Origin of the sequence: Vreelandella vilamensis (assembly GCF_031451755.1) — a bacterium.
GTDB lineage: Bacteria > Pseudomonadota > Gammaproteobacteria > Pseudomonadales > Halomonadaceae > Vreelandella > Vreelandella vilamensis.
Genome location: NZ_JARWAN010000001.1, coordinates 111,320 through 128,954, shown reverse-complemented (window position 1 = coordinate 128,954; position 17,635 = coordinate 111,320). Strand labels below are relative to the sequence as shown.

The following is a 17,635-nucleotide window of genomic DNA, read 5'->3' as shown; positions in this document are numbered from 1 at the left end:
TGGCAACAAAGAAGCCGGGCGCGGTATATGTGTCACGTCCGGTCGAGTAACGCTTCGGGCTTCCTTAGGGAGGCCCGATTGCTTTCAGAAAGCCCCCTTTTTTAAAGGATAACGTATGATCTGGCACTTAATTGCCGCCGTCTTTGCCGGCCTTGCCGCTGCAGGCATAGGCCTACTACTGCGCACCTTAAGCGCCAAGCGGCTCCCTAAATGGATCGTGCCGGTTTTCGGTGGTTTGGGGATGCTTAGCTACCAGGTTTATACCGAATACTCTTGGTTTGACCACAAGCAAGCACAACTTCCAGACTCAGCGGAAATCGTCTCCACCCAGACGAGCAGTGCGGTATGGCGCCCCTGGACCTTTGCCTTTCCGATCATCAAGGAATTTACCGTAATCGACCGTGACAGTGTGCGCTTAAGCGAGGGCACTCCCGTCTTGGCCGAATTCATGCTTTATCACTTTGAGCGCTATCATACCGATGTAGTCACACCGCAAGCGTATGTACTCAACTGCCGTTCACGCGAGTTAATGCCACTTGACAGTGAAACCGGCGAGGGTGATGTCGATGCCATGCGCATGCTGCGCCAAGATTCCGGTATTTACTCAGCGATTTGCCATTCAGAGGACTAAACGGGAAATCAACCGCGCATCCTGAGTTGGCCGAAGGATAGGCTGACCAATCGATAGAGCGTCACACTTAGCGAGATGCCTCCCTTCGACAAGCTCAGGGTGATCGGATGTCAACGGCAAAGCCCTGGACTCCCCCGAACCTTGCCCCCTGGCGCTGACGCTTAGGGCAATTTCCCCTAAAATGAGCCTTTTTAAGTGGCAATGGTCAAGCTGCGGTGCTTTAAGGCTTTGCGCGGGAGCGTCTTATGTTTCATGGTGGGCTACTGGTTACAGTATCGCTTTTATACATTGCGATACTCTTTGGTATCGCATGGTACGGTGATCGCCGGGCGCGACTCTATGGCGCTAGCCGTCGTCGGCCGATTATCTACAGCTTAGCGCTGGCGATTTATTGCACGTCGTGGACATTTTATGGAGCCGTAGGACAAGCTGCCACCTCTGGCTGGTCGTTTGCCAGTATCTTCGTCGGCCCAATTCTTACTTTCTTACTCTTTTGGCCGGTACTGGCCAAAATGATCCGTGTCGCCAAGCACCAAAATGTCACCTCCATTGCCGACTTCATTGCCTCGCGCTACGGCAAAGCCCAGTCGCTTGCCGCCTTTGCTAGCCTTATTGCGCTTGTCGGCACCCTCCCCTATATCGCCTTACAGTTAAAAGCGGTTTCCACCTCTTTTAACGTGCTGACCGATGCCACTGATGTCACTCATACACCGCTTTTTGGCGATACCGCATTTTACATCGCCATTGTCATGGCAGTCTTTGCCATACTTTTCGGCACGCGCCATACCGATGCCACCGAGCACCATGAAGGGCTGATTCACGCCGTGGCGTTTGAATCGCTGGTTAAATTGGTGGCGTTTCTCGTGCTCGGGGCGTTCGTTACCTGGGGAATGTTTGGCGGACTTGGCGAGTTAATGGGCTTTGCCGAAACCCAGTTGAAGCTCCAGCGTCAGCTGGCAAACCAAGATTTCGGCCAAGGTTTCTGGGCACAAACACTACTCGCGATGCTGGCGATTCTCTGCCTGCCGCGCCAATTCCATGTCGCTGTGGTAGAAAACACGCATTCCGATGATGCCAGCAAAGCACGTTGGCTATTTCCGCTTTACCTTGTGGCGATCGCGTTCTTCGTCGTTCCGCTGGCCGCGGCGGGGTTATGGATGTTCGCCGATACCTCGGTGGAGCCTGACAGTTACGTCCTCTCATTGGCCATGGCCTCAGGTCAGGAGTGGCTAACGCTGTTGACCTTTATCGGCGGATTTTCCGCGTCTACCGGCATGGTCATTGTGGCAGCGGTCGCCGTGTCGATTATGATCTCTAACGAAATCGTCATACCGGCGCTATTTCGCTTACGCTGGTTTGACACTAAAGCCCGCGACTACGGTCGTTTGGTGCTGCGCACGCGTCGGCTGACCATTGTTGCCGTACTCGCCATGGCATACGGCTTCTATCATTTGATTGCCGGGTTTTCCTCGCTGGCCTCTATCGGCATGCTTTCCTTTGCCGCTGCGGCACAATTTGCACCGGCTATTATCGGGGGCCTTTACTGGAAGCGCGGCAACCGCCTGGGGGTTATTGCCGGCATGAACATCGGCTTTGCCATCTGGGCCTATAGCCTGCTCATGCCCGCCATGATTAACGCCGGTGTGCTACCAAACACTTGGTTTGACGGTGGCCCTCTCGGCTTAACGTGGCTTTCACCGACATCGCTGTTTGGCCTTAATCTCGGTGACAGTTTTACCCACGGCGTGATGCTCTCTCTTGGCGTCAATCTGTTCTGCTACATCTTTGTTTCCCAGGTGACCTCGCAGCGCGTGATCGAGCGCATTCAAGCTTCTTTGTTTGTCGATAGCGTTGAGACCCGCCAAACATCGGTCAATCGCCCGTGGACAGGCGCTACTACTGTGGGCGACTTAAAAGTTCTGTGTGAGCGCTTTTTAGGCGCCGGTCAAGTGAAACGCGCCTTTGACGACTACGCGCGACGCAATGGTAAACCGCTGGAAGAAAGCACCCGCGCGTCCATCGATGTTATCCAGTTTACCGAGCGCTTCTTGGCTTCGGTGCTCGGGGCATCCTCCGCCCGTATCGTGGTCAACTCAGCGCTTCAAGGCCGCGGCATCGGCATTTCCGATGTTATCTCGATTGTCGACGAAGCCTCGCAGGTGCTTGAGTTTAACCGCGCGCTGTTACAAGCCACGATTGAGAACATTAATCAAGGCATCAGCGTCGTCGATCAAAACCTGCGTTTAGTGGTATGGAACCAACGCTATTTGGAGCTTTTCCGCTTTCCTGATCACCTGATTCGCGTCGGCGCGCCGATGGATCGTATTTTTCGTTATAACGCTCACAACGGTGAATACGGCCCCGGCGACCCGGAAGAACACGTACAACTATTGCTCGATAATATTCGCGATGGGCAACCCCATCGTTACGTACGCTACCGCCAAGATGGCAGCGTACTGGAAGTACAAGGCAACCCCATGCCTGGCGGCGGTTTTGTCTACACATATCAAGACATTACCCAGCAAAAGCGTATCGAAGAAGCGTTAATTCGCTCGGAAAACAATATCCGTATTTACACCGACAACGTCCCGGCATTGATCGCCTATTTTGATAAAGAGGGGCGTTACCTGTTTACTAACCGGGCCTATGAGCAAGCCTTCAACATCGACCGTAACGCGGTGATTGGTAAACGTTACGAAGACGTTTTGCCGCTGAAGCAGGCCGAAGAACGCACTCCCTGGGTAGAAAAAACCCTGCAAGGCGAGCGCGTCAGCTTTGAAGTGGCCCTGCGCTTAAACGGGACGATGCGCTATATGCTGGTGACCTATACACCGCACTTTGGCGATAGCCAGTCGATTCTTGGCTTTTTTGCCCTCTACCAAGATATTACCGAACGTCGCCAAGCCGAAATTGCACTCAAAGAGACCAACGAAACCTTGGAAGAACGCGTGCGCGAACGCACACAAGAGCTTTCAGAAGCCAATGCGGCGCTACGCCAGGAAAACCGCGTGCGCGCCGAGGCCGAGCAGGCACTACGCCAAGCCAAGCAGGTAGCCGAAGATGCCAACGCATCGAAAACGCGCTTTTTAGCCGCAGCGAGCCACGACTTACTGCAACCGCTTAACGCCGCGCGGCTGTTCACCTCGGCGCTGCTGCACGATATGCAAGAGGCAAAGCATCAGCGCACCATCGGCCATATCGATAACTCGCTTCAAGCCGCTGAAGAGCTACTGGGCACGCTGTTGGATATTTCTAAGCTCGATGCCGGTGCCCTGACTCCGCGACGCAGCCATTTCGCCTTAGCCGATATTTTTCGACCGCTGCGCGCGGAGTTTGATGTCATGGCGGATGATCGCGGGTTGGATTTAGACGTCGTCACGACTCAGCAGTGGGTCGATTCCGACCCGCAAATGCTGCGCCGAATTATTCAAAACTTCCTTTCCAACGCGTTGCGCTACACCCAAGAGGGCCGCGTACTGCTCGGGTGCCGCCGCCATGGCGAGCGTTTGAGTATTGAGGTGTGGGATTCTGGCCCTGGGATTCCGGAATCCAAACTTTCCGAAATCTTTCAGGAATTTCGCCGTTTAGACCAAACATCGCGGCATAAAGAGAGCGAAAAGGGGTTGGGGCTGGGACTGTCGATTGCTGATCGCATGAGTCGTGTGCTCGACCATCCGATCAAAGTACGCTCATGGGAAGGAAAAGGGACTGTCTTTTCCGTCAGCGTACCCGTTGTTGCCGCCAAAGAGATAAGCGAGACCGAACAGGAGCCGAAATTACGCCGCGCCAGCAACAAACTCGCTGGCACACGGATCGTCTGCATCGACAACGAGACCCTCATTCTGGAAGGCATGACGGCCATGCTTAATGGCTGGGGCTGCGAAGTGTTTACCGCTACCAGTATCGGCGGCGCTAAATCAATCTTGCGCAATATGGACGGCGACCCAGACGCCATTTTGGCTGACTACCACCTCGATAACGAAGTCACCGGATTGATGGCGTTAGAAGCACTCAGTGAGCGATTAGAAGGGACAGTGCCGGGAATTGTGATCACCGCCGACAGGACGGAAGCCGTCGCGGAGGAGGTAAAGCGTACCGGTTACCAGCTGCTACTTAAGCCAGTTCGCCCGGCGGCACTGCGCGCCCTGCTTACCCGCACACTGCAAGCAAACCGGGCGGCACAGTAGTCGTTACGTAAAAACAGTCATTACATGGAAGCAGCCGTTACGTGAAAGTCAGCGTTTGAAGCCGCTTATGACTCTACCTTGGGTGGCTCGACTTCAAGCTTTTGCGCTGCAATGACAGCCTGAGTGCGAGAGTGAACGCCAAGCTTACGTAAAATTGCCGTCACGTGCGCTTTAATGGTTGCCTCAGACACACTCAGCTCGTAGGCAATTTGCTTGTTCAACAACCCTTCGGTGAGCATATTCAATACGCGAAACTGCTGCGGCGTAAGCGATGCAATCGCCTCAGCAAAACGTGTTTCTTCTTCGTTGGTTTCTTCAAGCACGCCCGCTAGCGCTTCAGGCAGCCATACTTCTCCGTCTAAAATCTCACCCACCGCTTCCGCAATCAGCTGCAGCGAAGAAGACTTGGGGATAAAGCCAGAGGCACCATAATCAATCGCACGTCGCACCACGTAGCGCTCGTCGCTGCCAGATACCACCGCGACGGGAATATCGGGCATTTGACCGCGCAGTTGAATTAACCCGGAAAACCCGTGGGCGCCCGGCATATGTAAATCCAGAAGAATTAAATCGGCGTCAGGATGGCGATTAACGACCTCCGTTGTTGCTTCCATGGTGTCAGCTTCGACAATTTCCGTCTGTGGGGCTAGTTGACGCAGTGCTTGTGTCAACGCAGCACGAAACAGGGGGTGGTCGTCTGCGACGATAAATTTCTGGGCAATTGCCATGGATATTCCTCCGGTTTCTTATGCAGCAGTCACAACACGCTACTCGTCGCGACGCTAAGCCACACGCTTGCAACGTATTCGTTGGCAGCATGGTACCCCATGCCCTTCTCTATTCCCAAGCCTCGCGTAGACAATTTGTCACATTTACTGCGCTAGCTCAAAAACAACTGTGCCGGCTTGTTAGCCGGCACAGTATTAACTGCTAAACAATGCGCAGTCGTACGTTATTTCAGCATTAACAATCACTGATTAACGCGGTGTTCAATAAGCTCATCCACGACACTGGGATCTGCCAAGGTGCTGGTATCCCCAAGTCCGTCACACTCATTGGCGGCAATTTTACGCAAGATACGGCGCATAATCTTGCCTGAGCGCGTTTTCGGCAGCCCTGGTGCCCACTGAATCACATCGGGTGAGGCAATCGGGCCAATGTCTTTACGCACCCATTTGGTCAGCTCTTTTTTGAGCTCATCAGTGGGGTCAATGCCATCGTTGAGGGTGACATAGATGTAGATACCCTGGCCTTTAATGTCGTGCGGGTAACCCACCACCGCAGCTTCAGCCACCGCATCGTGTGCCACCAGCGACGACTCGATCTCCGCCGTGCCCATGCGGTGACCAGAAACGTTAAGAACGTCGTCTACACGGCCGGTGATCCAGTAATAACCGTCTTCGTCGCGACGGCAACCGTCACCGGTGAAGTACATATTGTCGTAGGTCGAGAAATATGTCTGTACGAAACGATCATGGTCATCCCAAATAGAACGGGCCTGACCCGGCCAGGAATCAAGGATCACCAAATTACCTTCACTCGCGCCTTCGAGCATGTTGCCTTCATTATCCACCAGCGCAGGCTTCACACCGAAAAACGGTTTGGTCGCTGAGCCTGGCTTTAGCGGGGTGGCGCCCGGCAACGGCGCAATCATGATGCCGCCGGTTTCGGTTTGCCACCAGGTATCAACAATCGGGCACTTTTCGTTGCCGATTACGCGGTAGAACCATTCCCATGCCTCAGGGTTGATCGGCTCGCCCACCGACCCCAGCAGGCGCAGCGAATCGCGCTTGCTTGAGTCCATGACATTGTCGCCGTGGGCCATCAAGGCACGAACGGCGGTCGGTGCGGTATACAGAATATTGACGTTATGCTTGTCGACAATCTCGCCCATTCGACCATGGCTTGGGTAGCTCGGCACGCCCTCAAACATGAGCGTCGTCGCGCCGTTGGCGAGCGGGCCGTAAACAATGTAGCTATGGCCGGTTACCCAACCCACATCGGCAGTACACCAGAAAACTTCGCCATCTTGATAGTCAAAAACATACTGGTGCGTCATCGCGGCATAAGTGAGATAACCGCCTGTCGTATGTTTAAGGCCTTTCGGCGCGCCGGTAGAACCAGAGGTATAAAGAATAAACAGCGGATCTTCTGCGCCCATCGCTTCGGGTTCACACTCAGTCGACTGCTTATCGACCAGATCGGCGAACCACAGATCGCGACCTTCTTTCCACTCGATATCGCCGCCGGTACGCTTTACGACCAATACGTTCTCGCACACGGCGGTACCGTCACGGGTCAACGCCGCATCCACGTTATCTTTTAGCGGTACTTGTTTACCACCACGCACGGATTCATCAGCGGTGATGACGAGCTTAGAGTTCGCACCAATCACACGCTGGGCCACGGCATCAGGCGAGAAGCCCCCGAAAACGACCGAATGCACCGCACCGATACGCGCACAGGCAAGCATGGCCATGGCTGCTTCAGGAATCATGGGCATGTAAAGCGTGACGGTATCGCCTTTGCTCACGCCTAGCTCTTTAAGGGCGTTGGCCAACTGGTTGGTACGCTCGTAGAGTTCACGGTAGGAAATATGCTTAGCGTCGTTCGGATCGTCGCCTTCCCAAATGATCGCGGTTTGGTCGCCGCGCTTTTCAAGGTGGCGATCGATGCAATTCACGGCAACGTTCAACTCGCCGTCTTCAAACCACCGGATGTCCACGTTGTTCCGGTCAAACGACGAGTTTTTGATTTTGTTTGGGGCTTTTATCCAGTCAAGGCGTTTTGCCTGCTCGGCCCAGAAGCCTTCCGGGTCATCTACCGAACGCTGGTACATGGCCGCATACGTTTTCTCGTCGGCCCAAGTATTGGCGGCGATATCGTCGCGCACCGGATAGACATTCTGTTGTTCGCTCATGAAATTGCCTCTGTCCGTGGAAATGCACTCTCTATAGGAATGTAGCCGGTATTATTATTTACTGCACCGGCGCTATTATTATGAATGTCTTACTAGCATAAACCCCCAAGCGCGCCCTTCCCTTTAGACATTGGTATTAACATTTTTTATTTAAATAACAAAGGCTTATGTAATATTTCAGGGCGCCTCGCAGCCACAATAGACCAAGGTCTGAGCACACTGACGGCAATAATAACGCCGCCCACTGCGAACGCGTGCGTGGCGCTGTGCGGTAAAGGCGTGTTGGCGACACGCACACGCATAACGATAAGGTGCTCGTTGTGAGCGTTTAGTATCGAAACGGTGGGTCACATCCGGCGCTAAGCCAAAAAGGCCACGCATGATGGTTTGCCATTCACGGCCATGCGGCTTTAAGTGAGGACCTTCTTGAAGATGAAAGACCAGCCAATGCGCCATTTCGTGAGGAATCACCTGATCAAAAAATGCACGACGGTTCTCACTGAGCAGCACCGGGTTAAAGCGCAACCCACCACGGCCTAGATGCGCCTGCCCGGCTGAAGCGCCTTTCAGGTCAAACCACACTTTGGGTGGCGGCAACGCCGGGTACACCTCGCAACAACGCTGCCAGGCTTGCTCCACTCGGGTATTGGCGGCATCAATAAGCGCCGACTCGTCTAGCGCGACTAACTCGCCTTCAGGCCAAGTAGGAAGTGGCGCCGCTTGGGTTTGAAGACCGCCGTTTAATGATAGACTGCTCACATTCTCCCTTTTGATTTTTCTGCTAGAGGCTCTGTATGTCACCGCGCGACAACGCCCCAGACGCGACGCCCCCACAGCCGCTACTCGACGACGAACAGCTTGATCGCCTGGATGACTTTCTCGACTCTGAGCGGGTCGATGACGACGCCCTTGATTTGATTTCAGCCCATGGTTTTATGGTTGCGCTAGCGGTGGCGCCTAGTGAACTCCCCGCGACTGAGTGGCTAGCCGAGCTCTTTCAGGGCGAGCCGCGTTATGCCAGTGATATCGAACGCAACGAGATCATCAGCTTGCTGGTTGCTCTCCGTGACAACGCCATGGCCGTGCTTGAGCAGGGTGGGCTGCCGGAGCTTCCGTTTGAGCTAACGCTCGACGGCCTTCCCGCCGAAGAAACCCCCATTAGCGACTGGTGCGCGGGGTTCATGGAAGGCGTCTTTTGCGATGAAGACGCTTGGTTTGCTGACGACGAAGAAGCCGCCGCCACGCTTTTACTGCCGTTTATGCTGCTCTCAGGCCTATTTGATGATGAGCCCGATATGGCGGAATTGACAAGCGACAGTCCCCGTCAAGAGGCCCTCGTCGTTCAACTTCCTGAACTGCTTCTCGACCTTTACTTGCACTATCGTGTGCCGCCGGAAGCCCCTAAACCCAAACCCCGCAAGAAAACCCCGGCCAAAGGCAAAAAACGTTAACCTCATTATTTGAGACGGGTCACCATGCTATCAAGCGTGCCGTATAACCACTCTCTGGCACGCTGTCTCCAGGGTCGGGCCGCCCACGCGGTGGCATCCACTTCATCACTGGTGGCAAAATTACGTTCAAACAACTCGCGCACTTCCTGTGCAAACTGCGGATCGTCAACTTCTTGATTGGCTTCTAAGTTCCAGTGCAAGTTCCAGTGATCGAAATTGCACGAGCCAATGCTGCTCCAGTTATCAGCCAAGACAAATTTGGCATGGATAAAACTCGGCTGAAACTCGAAAATGCGCACGCCCGCTTTCAGCAGCGCATGATAAAAGCGCTGCGACGCGTAACGCACCCCTGGGTGATCATTTTCGCCACCGGGTACTAGCAAGCGCACATCCACACCACGCCGGGCGGCTCGGGCCAATCGACGCCGCAGGGTAAACGTGGGCACAAAGTAGGGCGTGCAGAGCCATAACCGCGTTGCGGTGCCATCCACGCGTTGGTGCAACGAACGGCGAATGGCCTGATAGCGATAGCCGCGCCCATCCATCGCGCGCCCCCGCATCTCCCCCCTCGCGCGCTGCGTATCGGCGCGCAATAGCGGAAGTGTCATGGCAGGCTTGTCGCTTACATAGTCGCGCGTCATGCGCGAGCACCAGAGATGGCGAAAAAGCGTCTCCCAATCCGTCACTACCGGCCCTTCGGCACGCACGGCGATTTCATACCAGGCGTTAAGAAACGCATCTACGGCACCAAAACCGCCCACAAACGCCACCTGGCCATCCACTAACATGATTTTGCGATGGTCACGGCTTAAATTCCGCGCTAAAGAGTGAAAGCCCAAGGGGTTAAAAAAGCGCAACGCCACACCTCCCGCATGCAAACGCCAGCGATCAGCATTTGAAAGCCCCATCGCACCGTAACCGTCCAACAAAAGCGCCACGTAAACCCCACGACGAGCCGCGTTTACCAACGCATCGATGACTCGACTAGCCAGCGTTCCTGACTCCATAAGATACAGCTCGACAAACACATAGTGCTTTGCCTGCGTCAGTTCGGCAAACATCGCGGGTAAAAACCGCTTAGACTCCGGCAACAGCGTAAACTGATTGTGGACGTGCCAGGGGTGGCGCATATGCAGTGGGGGCTCCTAACTCAGATTGGCTAACACTGAACCTAGCGCTTTAACGAGCGATGCACATACACATCATAGCGGCTGGTTTTGCCTTCGAGAGTATGTTGCGGCGCTGGCCCCTCAATGGGAGGTGCTTTGCGCGGACGCTTGACCACGACGCGATGGGTCGCCACTGATAGGGCCGTCTGCAGAAGCATACCGGCGTCGTTATCATCACCAGCGAGCTCGCGAAATAGGCGCATCTCTTTTTTCACCAACGCCGACTTCTCACGATGGGGAAACATCGGGTCGAGGTGAATCACGTGTGGGGTAAAATCAGCCTCTGCCACGATAGCGGCAAGATCCCGCTCGGCATCACCTACGTGCAGCGACATACGCGCCACAATACCCGCGGTTTCCGGCTCCTTGCGCGCACGAACTACCCCGTCGGCTAACAGGGCGGCAATCGCGGGCACGCGCTCCACCATGAGGACTCGCGTGCCTAAACTTGCCAGCACAAACGCATCGCGGCCAAGCCCTGCCGTGGCATCCACCACGTTCGGGGTCACGCCTTTTGCCAACCCACACGCTTTTGCCACAAGCTGCCCGCGCCCACCGCCGAACCGACGCCGGTGACCGGCTTTACCGCCAACAAAATCAACCCATAGCGGCTTACCGTAGCGCGCCTCATCAGCTGCCAACACGAGGCCGTTCTCTCGCGACTCAAGGACAAACCCTGGCGGCAAAGGAATCTTGTCGTGCCTCATGCGGGCTTTTTCCACGCCACTTCATTCCGTAAGTAAACCGGCTGGGCATCATACGCTGCCTGCCCGAGGCCTGCGTCAAAGTCACGCGCTGCCAGCCACGCCATCTCTTCGGCGCGAGGCTCTATGTCGCTAAGGTGCTGCGACATCGCCACCTGCACTTCGGCGGCAAACTGCTCCCAAAGGGCAAAGCCTGAGCCCACCCCCGCCCAATCCGTATCTTGGCGGGGCAGTAACAAGCGCGCAGGCGGTAGCACCGCTTCGTTGCTTTGTGCCGTGACACGGTCATCGGCGCAGTGCCACGCTGCGGCGTATATTTCTCCCATTCGGGCATCAATCGCCGTCACGATATAGCGGTAGTGAAAACGACGGTGAGCCTGCAGCGCTAATGCTTCCAACGTCGAAATACCGATGAGCGGGCAATCCAAGCCAAAAGCCAAGCCCTGTGCGGTTCCCGCCGCAATACGAAGACCGGTAAAAGACCCCGGCCCACGGCCAAACGCGACGGCATCCAGCTGGGCGGGCGTCACGCCACCGTCGGCAAGCACGTCATCCACCATCGGCATTAGCCGCCGGGTATGGGCGCGCGGTGTCATTTCAAAGCGCGTAAGGCAGGTTTCGCGCGCTCCGTCACGACGCAGCAGCGCCGCCGAGCATGCACTGGAAGAGGCGTCTAACGCCAACAGGTGTAGCGACATATAGTGAACCTACGTGAAAGCCAGTTAACGCCGAGATTATACCCATGCCATCCCTAAACGACGATGGCCCGCACGCGGCGGGCCATCATCAACTGCATTTTATCACGATGAGCGCATCGCCACTTACGAGCTGAGGGCTTCTTTCACTTGGCGCGTGATATCGTCCACGTTACCAACCCCTTCCACGCGATGATACTTAGGCGCAGCCTCAGGATCCTCTTTTGCCCACTGCTGGTAGTAATCAACCAACGGGGCGGTCTGCTCATGGTAAACCGCTAGGCGGTTACGCACGGTCGATTCTTGATCATCGTCGCGCTGAATCAGCGATTCGCCAGTCACATCATCTTTGCCCGGCTCTTTGGGCGGATTGTACTCCACATGGTAGACGCGACCCGATGCCGGGTGGACACGACGGCCCGCGAGACGATTGACAATCTCCTCATCCGGGACGGCGATTTCTAGCACATGGTCCAGTTTAACGCCCGCCTCTTTCATGGCATCCGCCTGCGGAATGGTGCGCGGGAAACCATCAAACAGGAAGCCATTATCACAATCCGGCTGGCTGATACGCTCTTTCACTAGGTCGATAATAATATCGTCAGAGACGAGGCCACCCGTATTCATGATCTCCTTGACCTTGAGGCCAAGCTCACTGCCCTCTTTAATCGCTGTACGTAGCATGTCCCCAGTGGAAATTTGCGGGATGTTGTACTGCTCGCAAATAAATTGAGCCTGAGTCCCCTTGCCTGCGCCCGGGGCGCCTAACAGGATCAAACGCATGGCACTGCTCCTTGAATGACAAATAAAAAATAAGATTCACGACAATACCCGCGCCAATGAAGCGACACAACTCTCCAAAAGCCTGAGAGTGATACTTTTTATCGCCTTTTACACTTCAAAAACAGCACTCTATTACTAACGCTGCACTTTGGTCGTAACGCTTTGGTCGTGTGTGGGTACGCATAAAACTCCAACGACGCCCGAAGGCGCCGTTGGGGGTCGTGCTTTGGCATGCAGACTCAGGACCGCGTCTACAAGCAGAGTGCCAAGTCTACAGCAGCAAGCGCCGGATATCGGTCAACGCATCGGCCAAGAAGGCGGTAAAGCGCGCCGCATCGGCGCCGTTAATGGCACGGTGGTCATAAGAAAGCGACAGCGGCATCATTAAGCGCGGCTGGAACTCAGCGCCATCCCATATTGGTTTCATCTGCGATTTCGACACGCCCAAGATTGCCACTTCCGGTGCGTTGACGATCGGCGTAAACGCTGTACCGCCAATAGAGCCAAGGCTCGAAATGGTGAAACAGCCACCGGTCATCTCATCACGCTTCAGCTTTTTGCTCTGCGCTTTTTTGCCCAGTTCGGCCATATCCTTGGCGATCTCGATCAAGGACTTCTTATCCGCGTCGCGCACCACCGGCACCATCAACCCTTCCGGCGTATCCACGGCAACACCGATATGGACATATTTCTTCCACACCATTGTTTCGCCGTCGCCTTTTAAGCTGACGTTAAACTGCGGGAACTTACGCAGCGCAAAAGCACATGCTTTGACCAAAAACGGCAGCGGTGTGAGCTTGGCCCCTTGCGCTTCGGCTTCGGCCTTCATCGACTTGCGGAAGGCTTCAAGCTCGGTGATGTCCGCTTCGTCAAACTGCGTGACGTGCGGCACGTTGAGCCAGCTGCGATGCAGATTGGTCGCGCCCATTTTGAGCAAGCGCCCCATTGGCTTCTCTTCGACCTCACCAAACTGGCTGAAGTCGACTTGCGGGACCGGCGGAATGCCGTCACCGCTCGCCGCTGCCGCAGGAGCTGCTGCCTGCGCGCTGCCTTTGTTGGCCAGCGCCTGCTTGACGTAGTTTTGCACGTCCTCTTTTAGCACACGCTCCTTAGGACCGCTCGGCTTGACCAGCGCAAGATCGACGCCCAGCTCGCGGGCTAGCATCCTTACCGCAGGGCCTGCGTGCACCAACTTACCATCACGCGGCTTATGGGATGCCATCTGCGCTTCGGGGCTCGGTGTGCCGCCACTGCTTGTTGCCGGGGCTGACGCTTTCTGTGGCGAAGATTCACCCGACGAGACCGGCTTTTCTGTCGACTTTTTCGGCGCCGCTTTCTTGGCCCCTGCCACTTCGATATAGCCAATCACATCGCCTTCCGAGACGGTGTCACCTTCTTTTACCGTAAGCTCCAGAAGTTTGCCTTTATAGGGGCTTGGCACATCCATCGACGCCTTATCGGACTCCAGCGTAATCAACGGATCTTCTTCGTTGACCTCATCCCCTGCGGCCACGCCGATTTCGATAATTGGCACGTCCGATGAGCCAGAGAGATCCGGCACGCGAATTTCTTTGCGTTCCGGCTCGCCGCTGGCGACTGCTTCCGGCTCGGCATCCTGCTCAGCCGCTGCTTGTGGTTCGCTGCTGGCGTGGCTGGACGTCTGTGCGTCTGCCATGTCTTCTGCGTCGCCGCCGCCTTCACCGGCAATTTCCATCTGGCCGATTACGTCACCTTCGGAGACGGTATCACCTTCTTTGACCGTGAACGCCACAATCTTGCCCGAGTGAGGGCTGGGCACGTCCATCGAGGCTTTGTCGGACTCCAGCGTGATCAACGTATCTTCCGCGTTAACCTCGTCGCCGTTGCTGACGGCCACCTCGATAATCTCGACGTCTTCTGAGCCGCCAAGGTCCGGGACTTTAATATCCACAGTCTGCTTACCGCCGCCGGTGGCCTTTTTCGGCGCCTCTTGCTTTTGCGATGACGACTTTTCTGAGGTCGGCTTTTCCGCAGGCGAGGCGTCGGGTTGTGATTCCGCCTTAGGCTCGTCCAAGGCTTCCTCGCTCTCACCGCCGCCTTCGGCTTCGATCTCGACGATGTCGTCGCCTTCCGAGACGGTATCACCCTCTTTGACCAGCACCTTAGTGATTTTGCCGCCCTTAGGCGCCGGGACATCCATACTGGCCTTGTCGGATTCCAGCGTGATCAAGGTATCTTCCGCCTTGATGACGTCGCCTTCCGACACCGCAATCTCGATGATTTCGACATCGGTGTCACCGCCGATATCAGGGACTTTGATGATTTCGCTACTCAAGGTCGCGCTCCTCTCAACTTGTCACAAGCCCGCGGGCACCCCGCGGGCCAGGATCAACTGGTCAGCGGGTTAGGCTTGGCTGGGTCGATGGCATACTTTTTCAACGCCTCACCCACTCGCTTGCGCTCGATATCGCCACGGTCCGCCAGCGCTTTCAGCGCCGCGACGGTGACGAAGTAGCGGTCCACTTCAAAGAAGTAGCGCAGCTTCTCGCGGGTATCCGAACGGCCAAAGCCATCGGTACCCAGCACGCTGTAGTCGGTGGGCACCCACGCGCGCACCTGATCCGCGTAGAGCTTCATGTAGTCGGTAGCGGCAATCGCCGGACCGTCGCGGCCTTCCAAGCACTGGGTAACGTGCGGCTTAGGTGCCTCATCGTCAGGATTTAAGAAGGCGGTACGCTCAATCAGCAGCGCTTCGCGACGCAACTCGTTAAAGCTAGGCACACTCCAAATATCGGCGCCCACACCCCAATCGTTCTCCAGAAGCTCAGCCGCCGCTTCAACTTCGCGCAGAATGGTGCCCGAACCCATCAGCTGAACGCGACCTTTTTTACCTTTCGTTTCGCGCAGCAGATACATGCCTTTAACGATATCGTCGGCAGGCACATCGTCGAGAGCCGGATGTTCGTAGTTCTCGTTCATCACGGTCAGGTAGTAGAAGCAGTTCTCCTTCTCGGTGAACATGCGCTTCAAACCGTCCTGTACGATGACCGCCACTTCATGGCCGTACGTCGGGTCGTAGCTACGGCAGTTGGGGATGGTGGAGGCCTGAATTAGGCTATGGCCATCTTGGTGCTGCAAGCCTTCACCGTTGAGCGTGGTGCGCCCGGCGGTGCCGCCGACCATAAAGCCGCGCGCTTGCAGATCGCCCGCCGCCCACGCGAGATCACCAATACGCTGGAAGCCAAACATTGAGTAGTACACATAGAACGGCAAAAGCGGCAAGCTGTGATTGCTATAGGAAGTCGCCGCGGCAATCCACGCCGACATCGCCCCGGCTTCACTGATGCCTTCTTCGAGGATCTGGCCCTGCTTATCCTCGCGGTAGAACATGATCTGGCCTTTATCGACCGGCTCGTATTTCTGCCCCTCTGAGGTGTAGATACCGAGCTGGCGGAACATGCCTTCCATGCCAAAAGTGCGCGCCTCATCGGGAATGATAGGCACCACTTGCTTGCCGATGTTCTTGTCTTTCACCAGGCCATTAAGAATCCGCACAAAAGCCATGGTGGTGGAAACTTCACGCCCTTTGGAGCCGCCCATCTGCGAGGCAAAGGTTTTATCTTCCAATGCCGGGATCGACAATGGCTCAAAATCCGCGCGGCGCTGAGGCAGGTAGCCACCAAGGCGTTCGCGCTGCAGGTGCATGTATTTAAGCTCGGGAGAGTCATCATCCGGCTTGTAATAAGGCACTTCTTTGAGCTGCTCGTCGGTGAGCGGAATACCGAAGCGGTCACGGAATGTCTTCAGCGCTTCATGCTCCATGCTCTTGACCTGGTGCGCTTCGTTGGCGGCTTCGCCATCGCCGCTCCCCATCCCGTAGCCTTTGATGGTATGCGCCAAAATGACCGTTGGCTTGCCCGCGGCGTTGTTAACTGCTTCGTGATAAGCCGCATAGACCTTGAACGGGTCGTGACCACCACGGTTGAGCTTCCAAATATCCTCGTCGGACATATTCTTGACCATTGCTTCGGTTTCGGGGTATTTGCCGAAGAAATGCTCACGGGTATAGCCACCGCCGTTGGCTTTGTAATTCTGGTACTCGCCGTCGACCGCTTCATCCATGCGCTTTTGTAGCACACCTTTTTTGTCTTGCTCGAACAACGGATCCCAATGGCGGCCCCAGACAACCTTCAACACGTTCCAGCCCGCGCCGCGGAAGACGCCTTCCAATTCGTCCATGATTCGGCCGTTGCCGCGCACTGGGCCGTCCAAGCGCTGGAGATTGCAGTTGATCACGAAGATCAGGTTGTCGAGGTTCTCGCGCCCGGCCAGCGAAATCGCGCCGAGGGATTCCGGCTCGTCGCATTCACCGTCGCCCATGAAGCACCAGATCTTGCGATCGTGCATGTCCTTCATTTCACGCGAATGCAGATACTTCATCACGTGAGCTTGGTAGATCGCCATGATCGGCCCCAAGCCCATGGACACCGTGGGGAACTGCCAGTAATCCGGCATCAACCACGGGTGGGGGTAAGACGAAAGACCATCACCATCAACTTCCTGACGGAATTTATCCATCTGTTCTTCGTTGAGACGACCTTCCAAGAACGAGCGCGCGTAGATACCGGGCGCCACGTGCCCCTGAATGTAAACTAGGTCACCTCCGAAATCGCCGTTGGGCGCGCGGAAAAAGTGGTTAAAGCCGACATCGTAAAGCGTCGCGGAGGACATGAAGCTAGCAATGTGTCCACCTAGACCGGGCTTAGCACGGTTGTTACGAATAACCTGCGCAATCGCGTTGTAGCGAATTAAGGAGCGAATACGACGCTCCATAAACAAGTCGCCCGGCATCGGCGCTTCACGGTGAACGGGAAGCGTATTGCGGTGCGGGGTTGTCACTGAGAAGGGCACCTTCATACCATCCCGGCGCATACGATCCGCCAAGCGGGTCATCAGGTAGCGGGCGCGCTCTTCGCCCTCACGATCCAGTACCGATTCCAGGGATTCTAGCCACTCCGTGGTTTCGGTCGGATCGAGATCTTCTCTTGTCTCCAGACTCATAGAGGTCTCTCCGAATGACGATAAATGACAGTGGCCCCCGCGAACCGCTAGGGAC

Annotated in this window: 12 protein-coding genes; 3 read left to right on the top strand and 9 right to left on the bottom strand. The window is 55.8% G+C overall.

All coding sequences use genetic code 11. The annotated features are described in order from the left end of the window. Nucleotides 1-115 precede the first annotated feature (115 nt). Nucleotides 116-631: a hypothetical protein gene (locus tag QC823_RS00580; protein ID WP_309654412.1), complete on the top strand. Its 516-nt coding sequence runs from the start codon at nucleotides 116-118 to the stop codon at nucleotides 629-631. 245 nt (nucleotides 632-876) lie between these two features. Continuing rightward, nucleotides 877-4,818, top strand: coding sequence for a hybrid sensor histidine kinase/response regulator (locus QC823_RS00575; RefSeq protein ID WP_309654411.1), 3,942 nt, complete (start codon nucleotides 877-879; stop codon nucleotides 4,816-4,818). A gap of 65 nt (nucleotides 4,819-4,883) precedes the next feature. Here the strand turns inward: QC823_RS00575 and QC823_RS00570 are convergent, their stop codons facing one another. From QC823_RS00570 to QC823_RS00560, 3 genes are all read right to left on the bottom strand, one after another. Beyond that, the gene (locus QC823_RS00570; protein WP_309654410.1) at nucleotides 4,884-5,546 is read right to left on the bottom strand and encodes a response regulator transcription factor; all 663 of its coding nucleotides are present in this window, start codon (nucleotides 5,544-5,546) and stop codon (nucleotides 4,884-4,886) included. 242 nt (nucleotides 5,547-5,788) lie between these two features. Then, nucleotides 5,789-7,738 carry an acetate--CoA ligase gene (acs, locus tag QC823_RS00565; protein ID WP_309654409.1) on the bottom strand — a complete coding sequence of 650 codons (1,950 nt, stop codon included), beginning with the start codon at nucleotides 7,736-7,738 and terminating at the stop codon, nucleotides 5,789-5,791. Nucleotides 7,739-7,915: 177 nt separating this feature from the next. After that, complete coding sequence (locus QC823_RS00560) at nucleotides 7,916-8,497, bottom strand: SprT family zinc-dependent metalloprotease (protein ID WP_309654408.1); 582 nt, start codon at nucleotides 8,495-8,497, stop codon at nucleotides 7,916-7,918. 35 nt (nucleotides 8,498-8,532) lie between these two features. On the opposite strand from QC823_RS00560, the gene QC823_RS00555 reads away from it, so the two are divergent. Next, nucleotides 8,533-9,189, top strand: coding sequence for a YecA/YgfB family protein (locus QC823_RS00555; protein WP_309654407.1), 657 nt, complete (start codon nucleotides 8,533-8,535; stop codon nucleotides 9,187-9,189). Between the two features lie 5 nt (nucleotides 9,190-9,194). On the opposite strand, the gene QC823_RS00550 is transcribed toward QC823_RS00555, so the two are convergent. The 6 genes from QC823_RS00550 to aceE all read right to left on the bottom strand — a co-directional run bounded on the left by QC823_RS00550 (nucleotide 9,195) and on the right by aceE (nucleotide 17,580). Further along, entirely contained in the window at nucleotides 9,195-10,319 is a 1,125-nt protein-coding gene (locus QC823_RS00550) for a phospholipase D-like domain-containing protein (RefSeq protein ID WP_309654406.1), read from the bottom strand. Nucleotides 10,320-10,360: 41 nt separating this feature from the next. Then, nucleotides 10,361-11,065: a class I SAM-dependent methyltransferase gene (locus QC823_RS00545; protein ID WP_309654405.1), complete on the bottom strand. Its 705-nt coding sequence runs from the start codon at nucleotides 11,063-11,065 to the stop codon at nucleotides 10,361-10,363. Beyond that, nucleotides 11,062-11,760: a tRNA (adenosine(37)-N6)-threonylcarbamoyltransferase complex dimerization subunit type 1 TsaB gene (tsaB, locus tag QC823_RS00540; RefSeq protein ID WP_309654404.1), complete on the bottom strand. Its 699-nt coding sequence runs from the start codon at nucleotides 11,758-11,760 to the stop codon at nucleotides 11,062-11,064. Before tsaB ends, QC823_RS00545 begins: the two co-directional genes overlap by 4 nt. Before the next feature lie 123 nt (nucleotides 11,761-11,883). Further along, on the bottom strand, nucleotides 11,884-12,540 hold the full coding sequence (gene adk / locus QC823_RS00535; protein ID WP_309654403.1) for an adenylate kinase: 657 nt from the start codon (nucleotides 12,538-12,540) through the stop codon (nucleotides 11,884-11,886). Between the two features lie 271 nt (nucleotides 12,541-12,811). Next, nucleotides 12,812-14,854 (bottom strand): pyruvate dehydrogenase complex dihydrolipoyllysine-residue acetyltransferase, encoded by a 2,043-nt coding sequence (aceF, locus tag QC823_RS00530; RefSeq protein WP_309654402.1) that lies wholly within the window; start codon nucleotides 14,852-14,854, stop codon nucleotides 12,812-12,814. Nucleotides 14,855-14,907: 53 nt separating this feature from the next. Then, a complete protein-coding gene (aceE, locus tag QC823_RS00525) occupies nucleotides 14,908-17,580 on the bottom strand; it encodes a pyruvate dehydrogenase (acetyl-transferring), homodimeric type (protein ID WP_309654401.1) in 2,673 nt (890 codons plus the stop codon). Nucleotides 17,581-17,635 lie beyond the last annotated feature (55 nt).

Coding starts and splice junctions, on each gene's coding strand:
- QC823_RS00580 (WP_309654412.1), top strand. CDS start 116: ATGATCTGGCACTTAATTGCCGCCGTCTTTGCCGGCCTTGCCGCTGCA.
- QC823_RS00575 (WP_309654411.1), top strand. CDS start 877: ATGTTTCATGGTGGGCTACTGGTTACAGTATCGCTTTTATACATTGCG.
- QC823_RS00570 (WP_309654410.1), bottom strand. CDS start 5,546: ATGGCAATTGCCCAGAAATTTATCGTCGCAGACGACCACCCCCTGTTT.
- acs (WP_309654409.1), bottom strand. CDS start 7,738: ATGAGCGAACAACAGAATGTCTATCCGGTGCGCGACGATATCGCCGCC.
- QC823_RS00555 (WP_309654407.1), top strand. CDS start 8,533: ATGTCACCGCGCGACAACGCCCCAGACGCGACGCCCCCACAGCCGCTA.
- QC823_RS00550 (WP_309654406.1), bottom strand. CDS start 10,319: ATGCGCCACCCCTGGCACGTCCACAATCAGTTTACGCTGTTGCCGGAG.
- QC823_RS00545 (WP_309654405.1), bottom strand. CDS start 11,065: ATGAGGCACGACAAGATTCCTTTGCCGCCAGGGTTTGTCCTTGAGTCG.
- tsaB (WP_309654404.1), bottom strand. CDS start 11,760: ATGTCGCTACACCTGTTGGCGTTAGACGCCTCTTCCAGTGCATGCTCG.
- adk (WP_309654403.1), bottom strand. CDS start 12,540: ATGCGTTTGATCCTGTTAGGCGCCCCGGGCGCAGGCAAGGGGACTCAG.
- aceE (WP_309654401.1), bottom strand. CDS start 17,580: ATGAGTCTGGAGACAAGAGAAGATCTCGATCCGACCGAAACCACGGAG.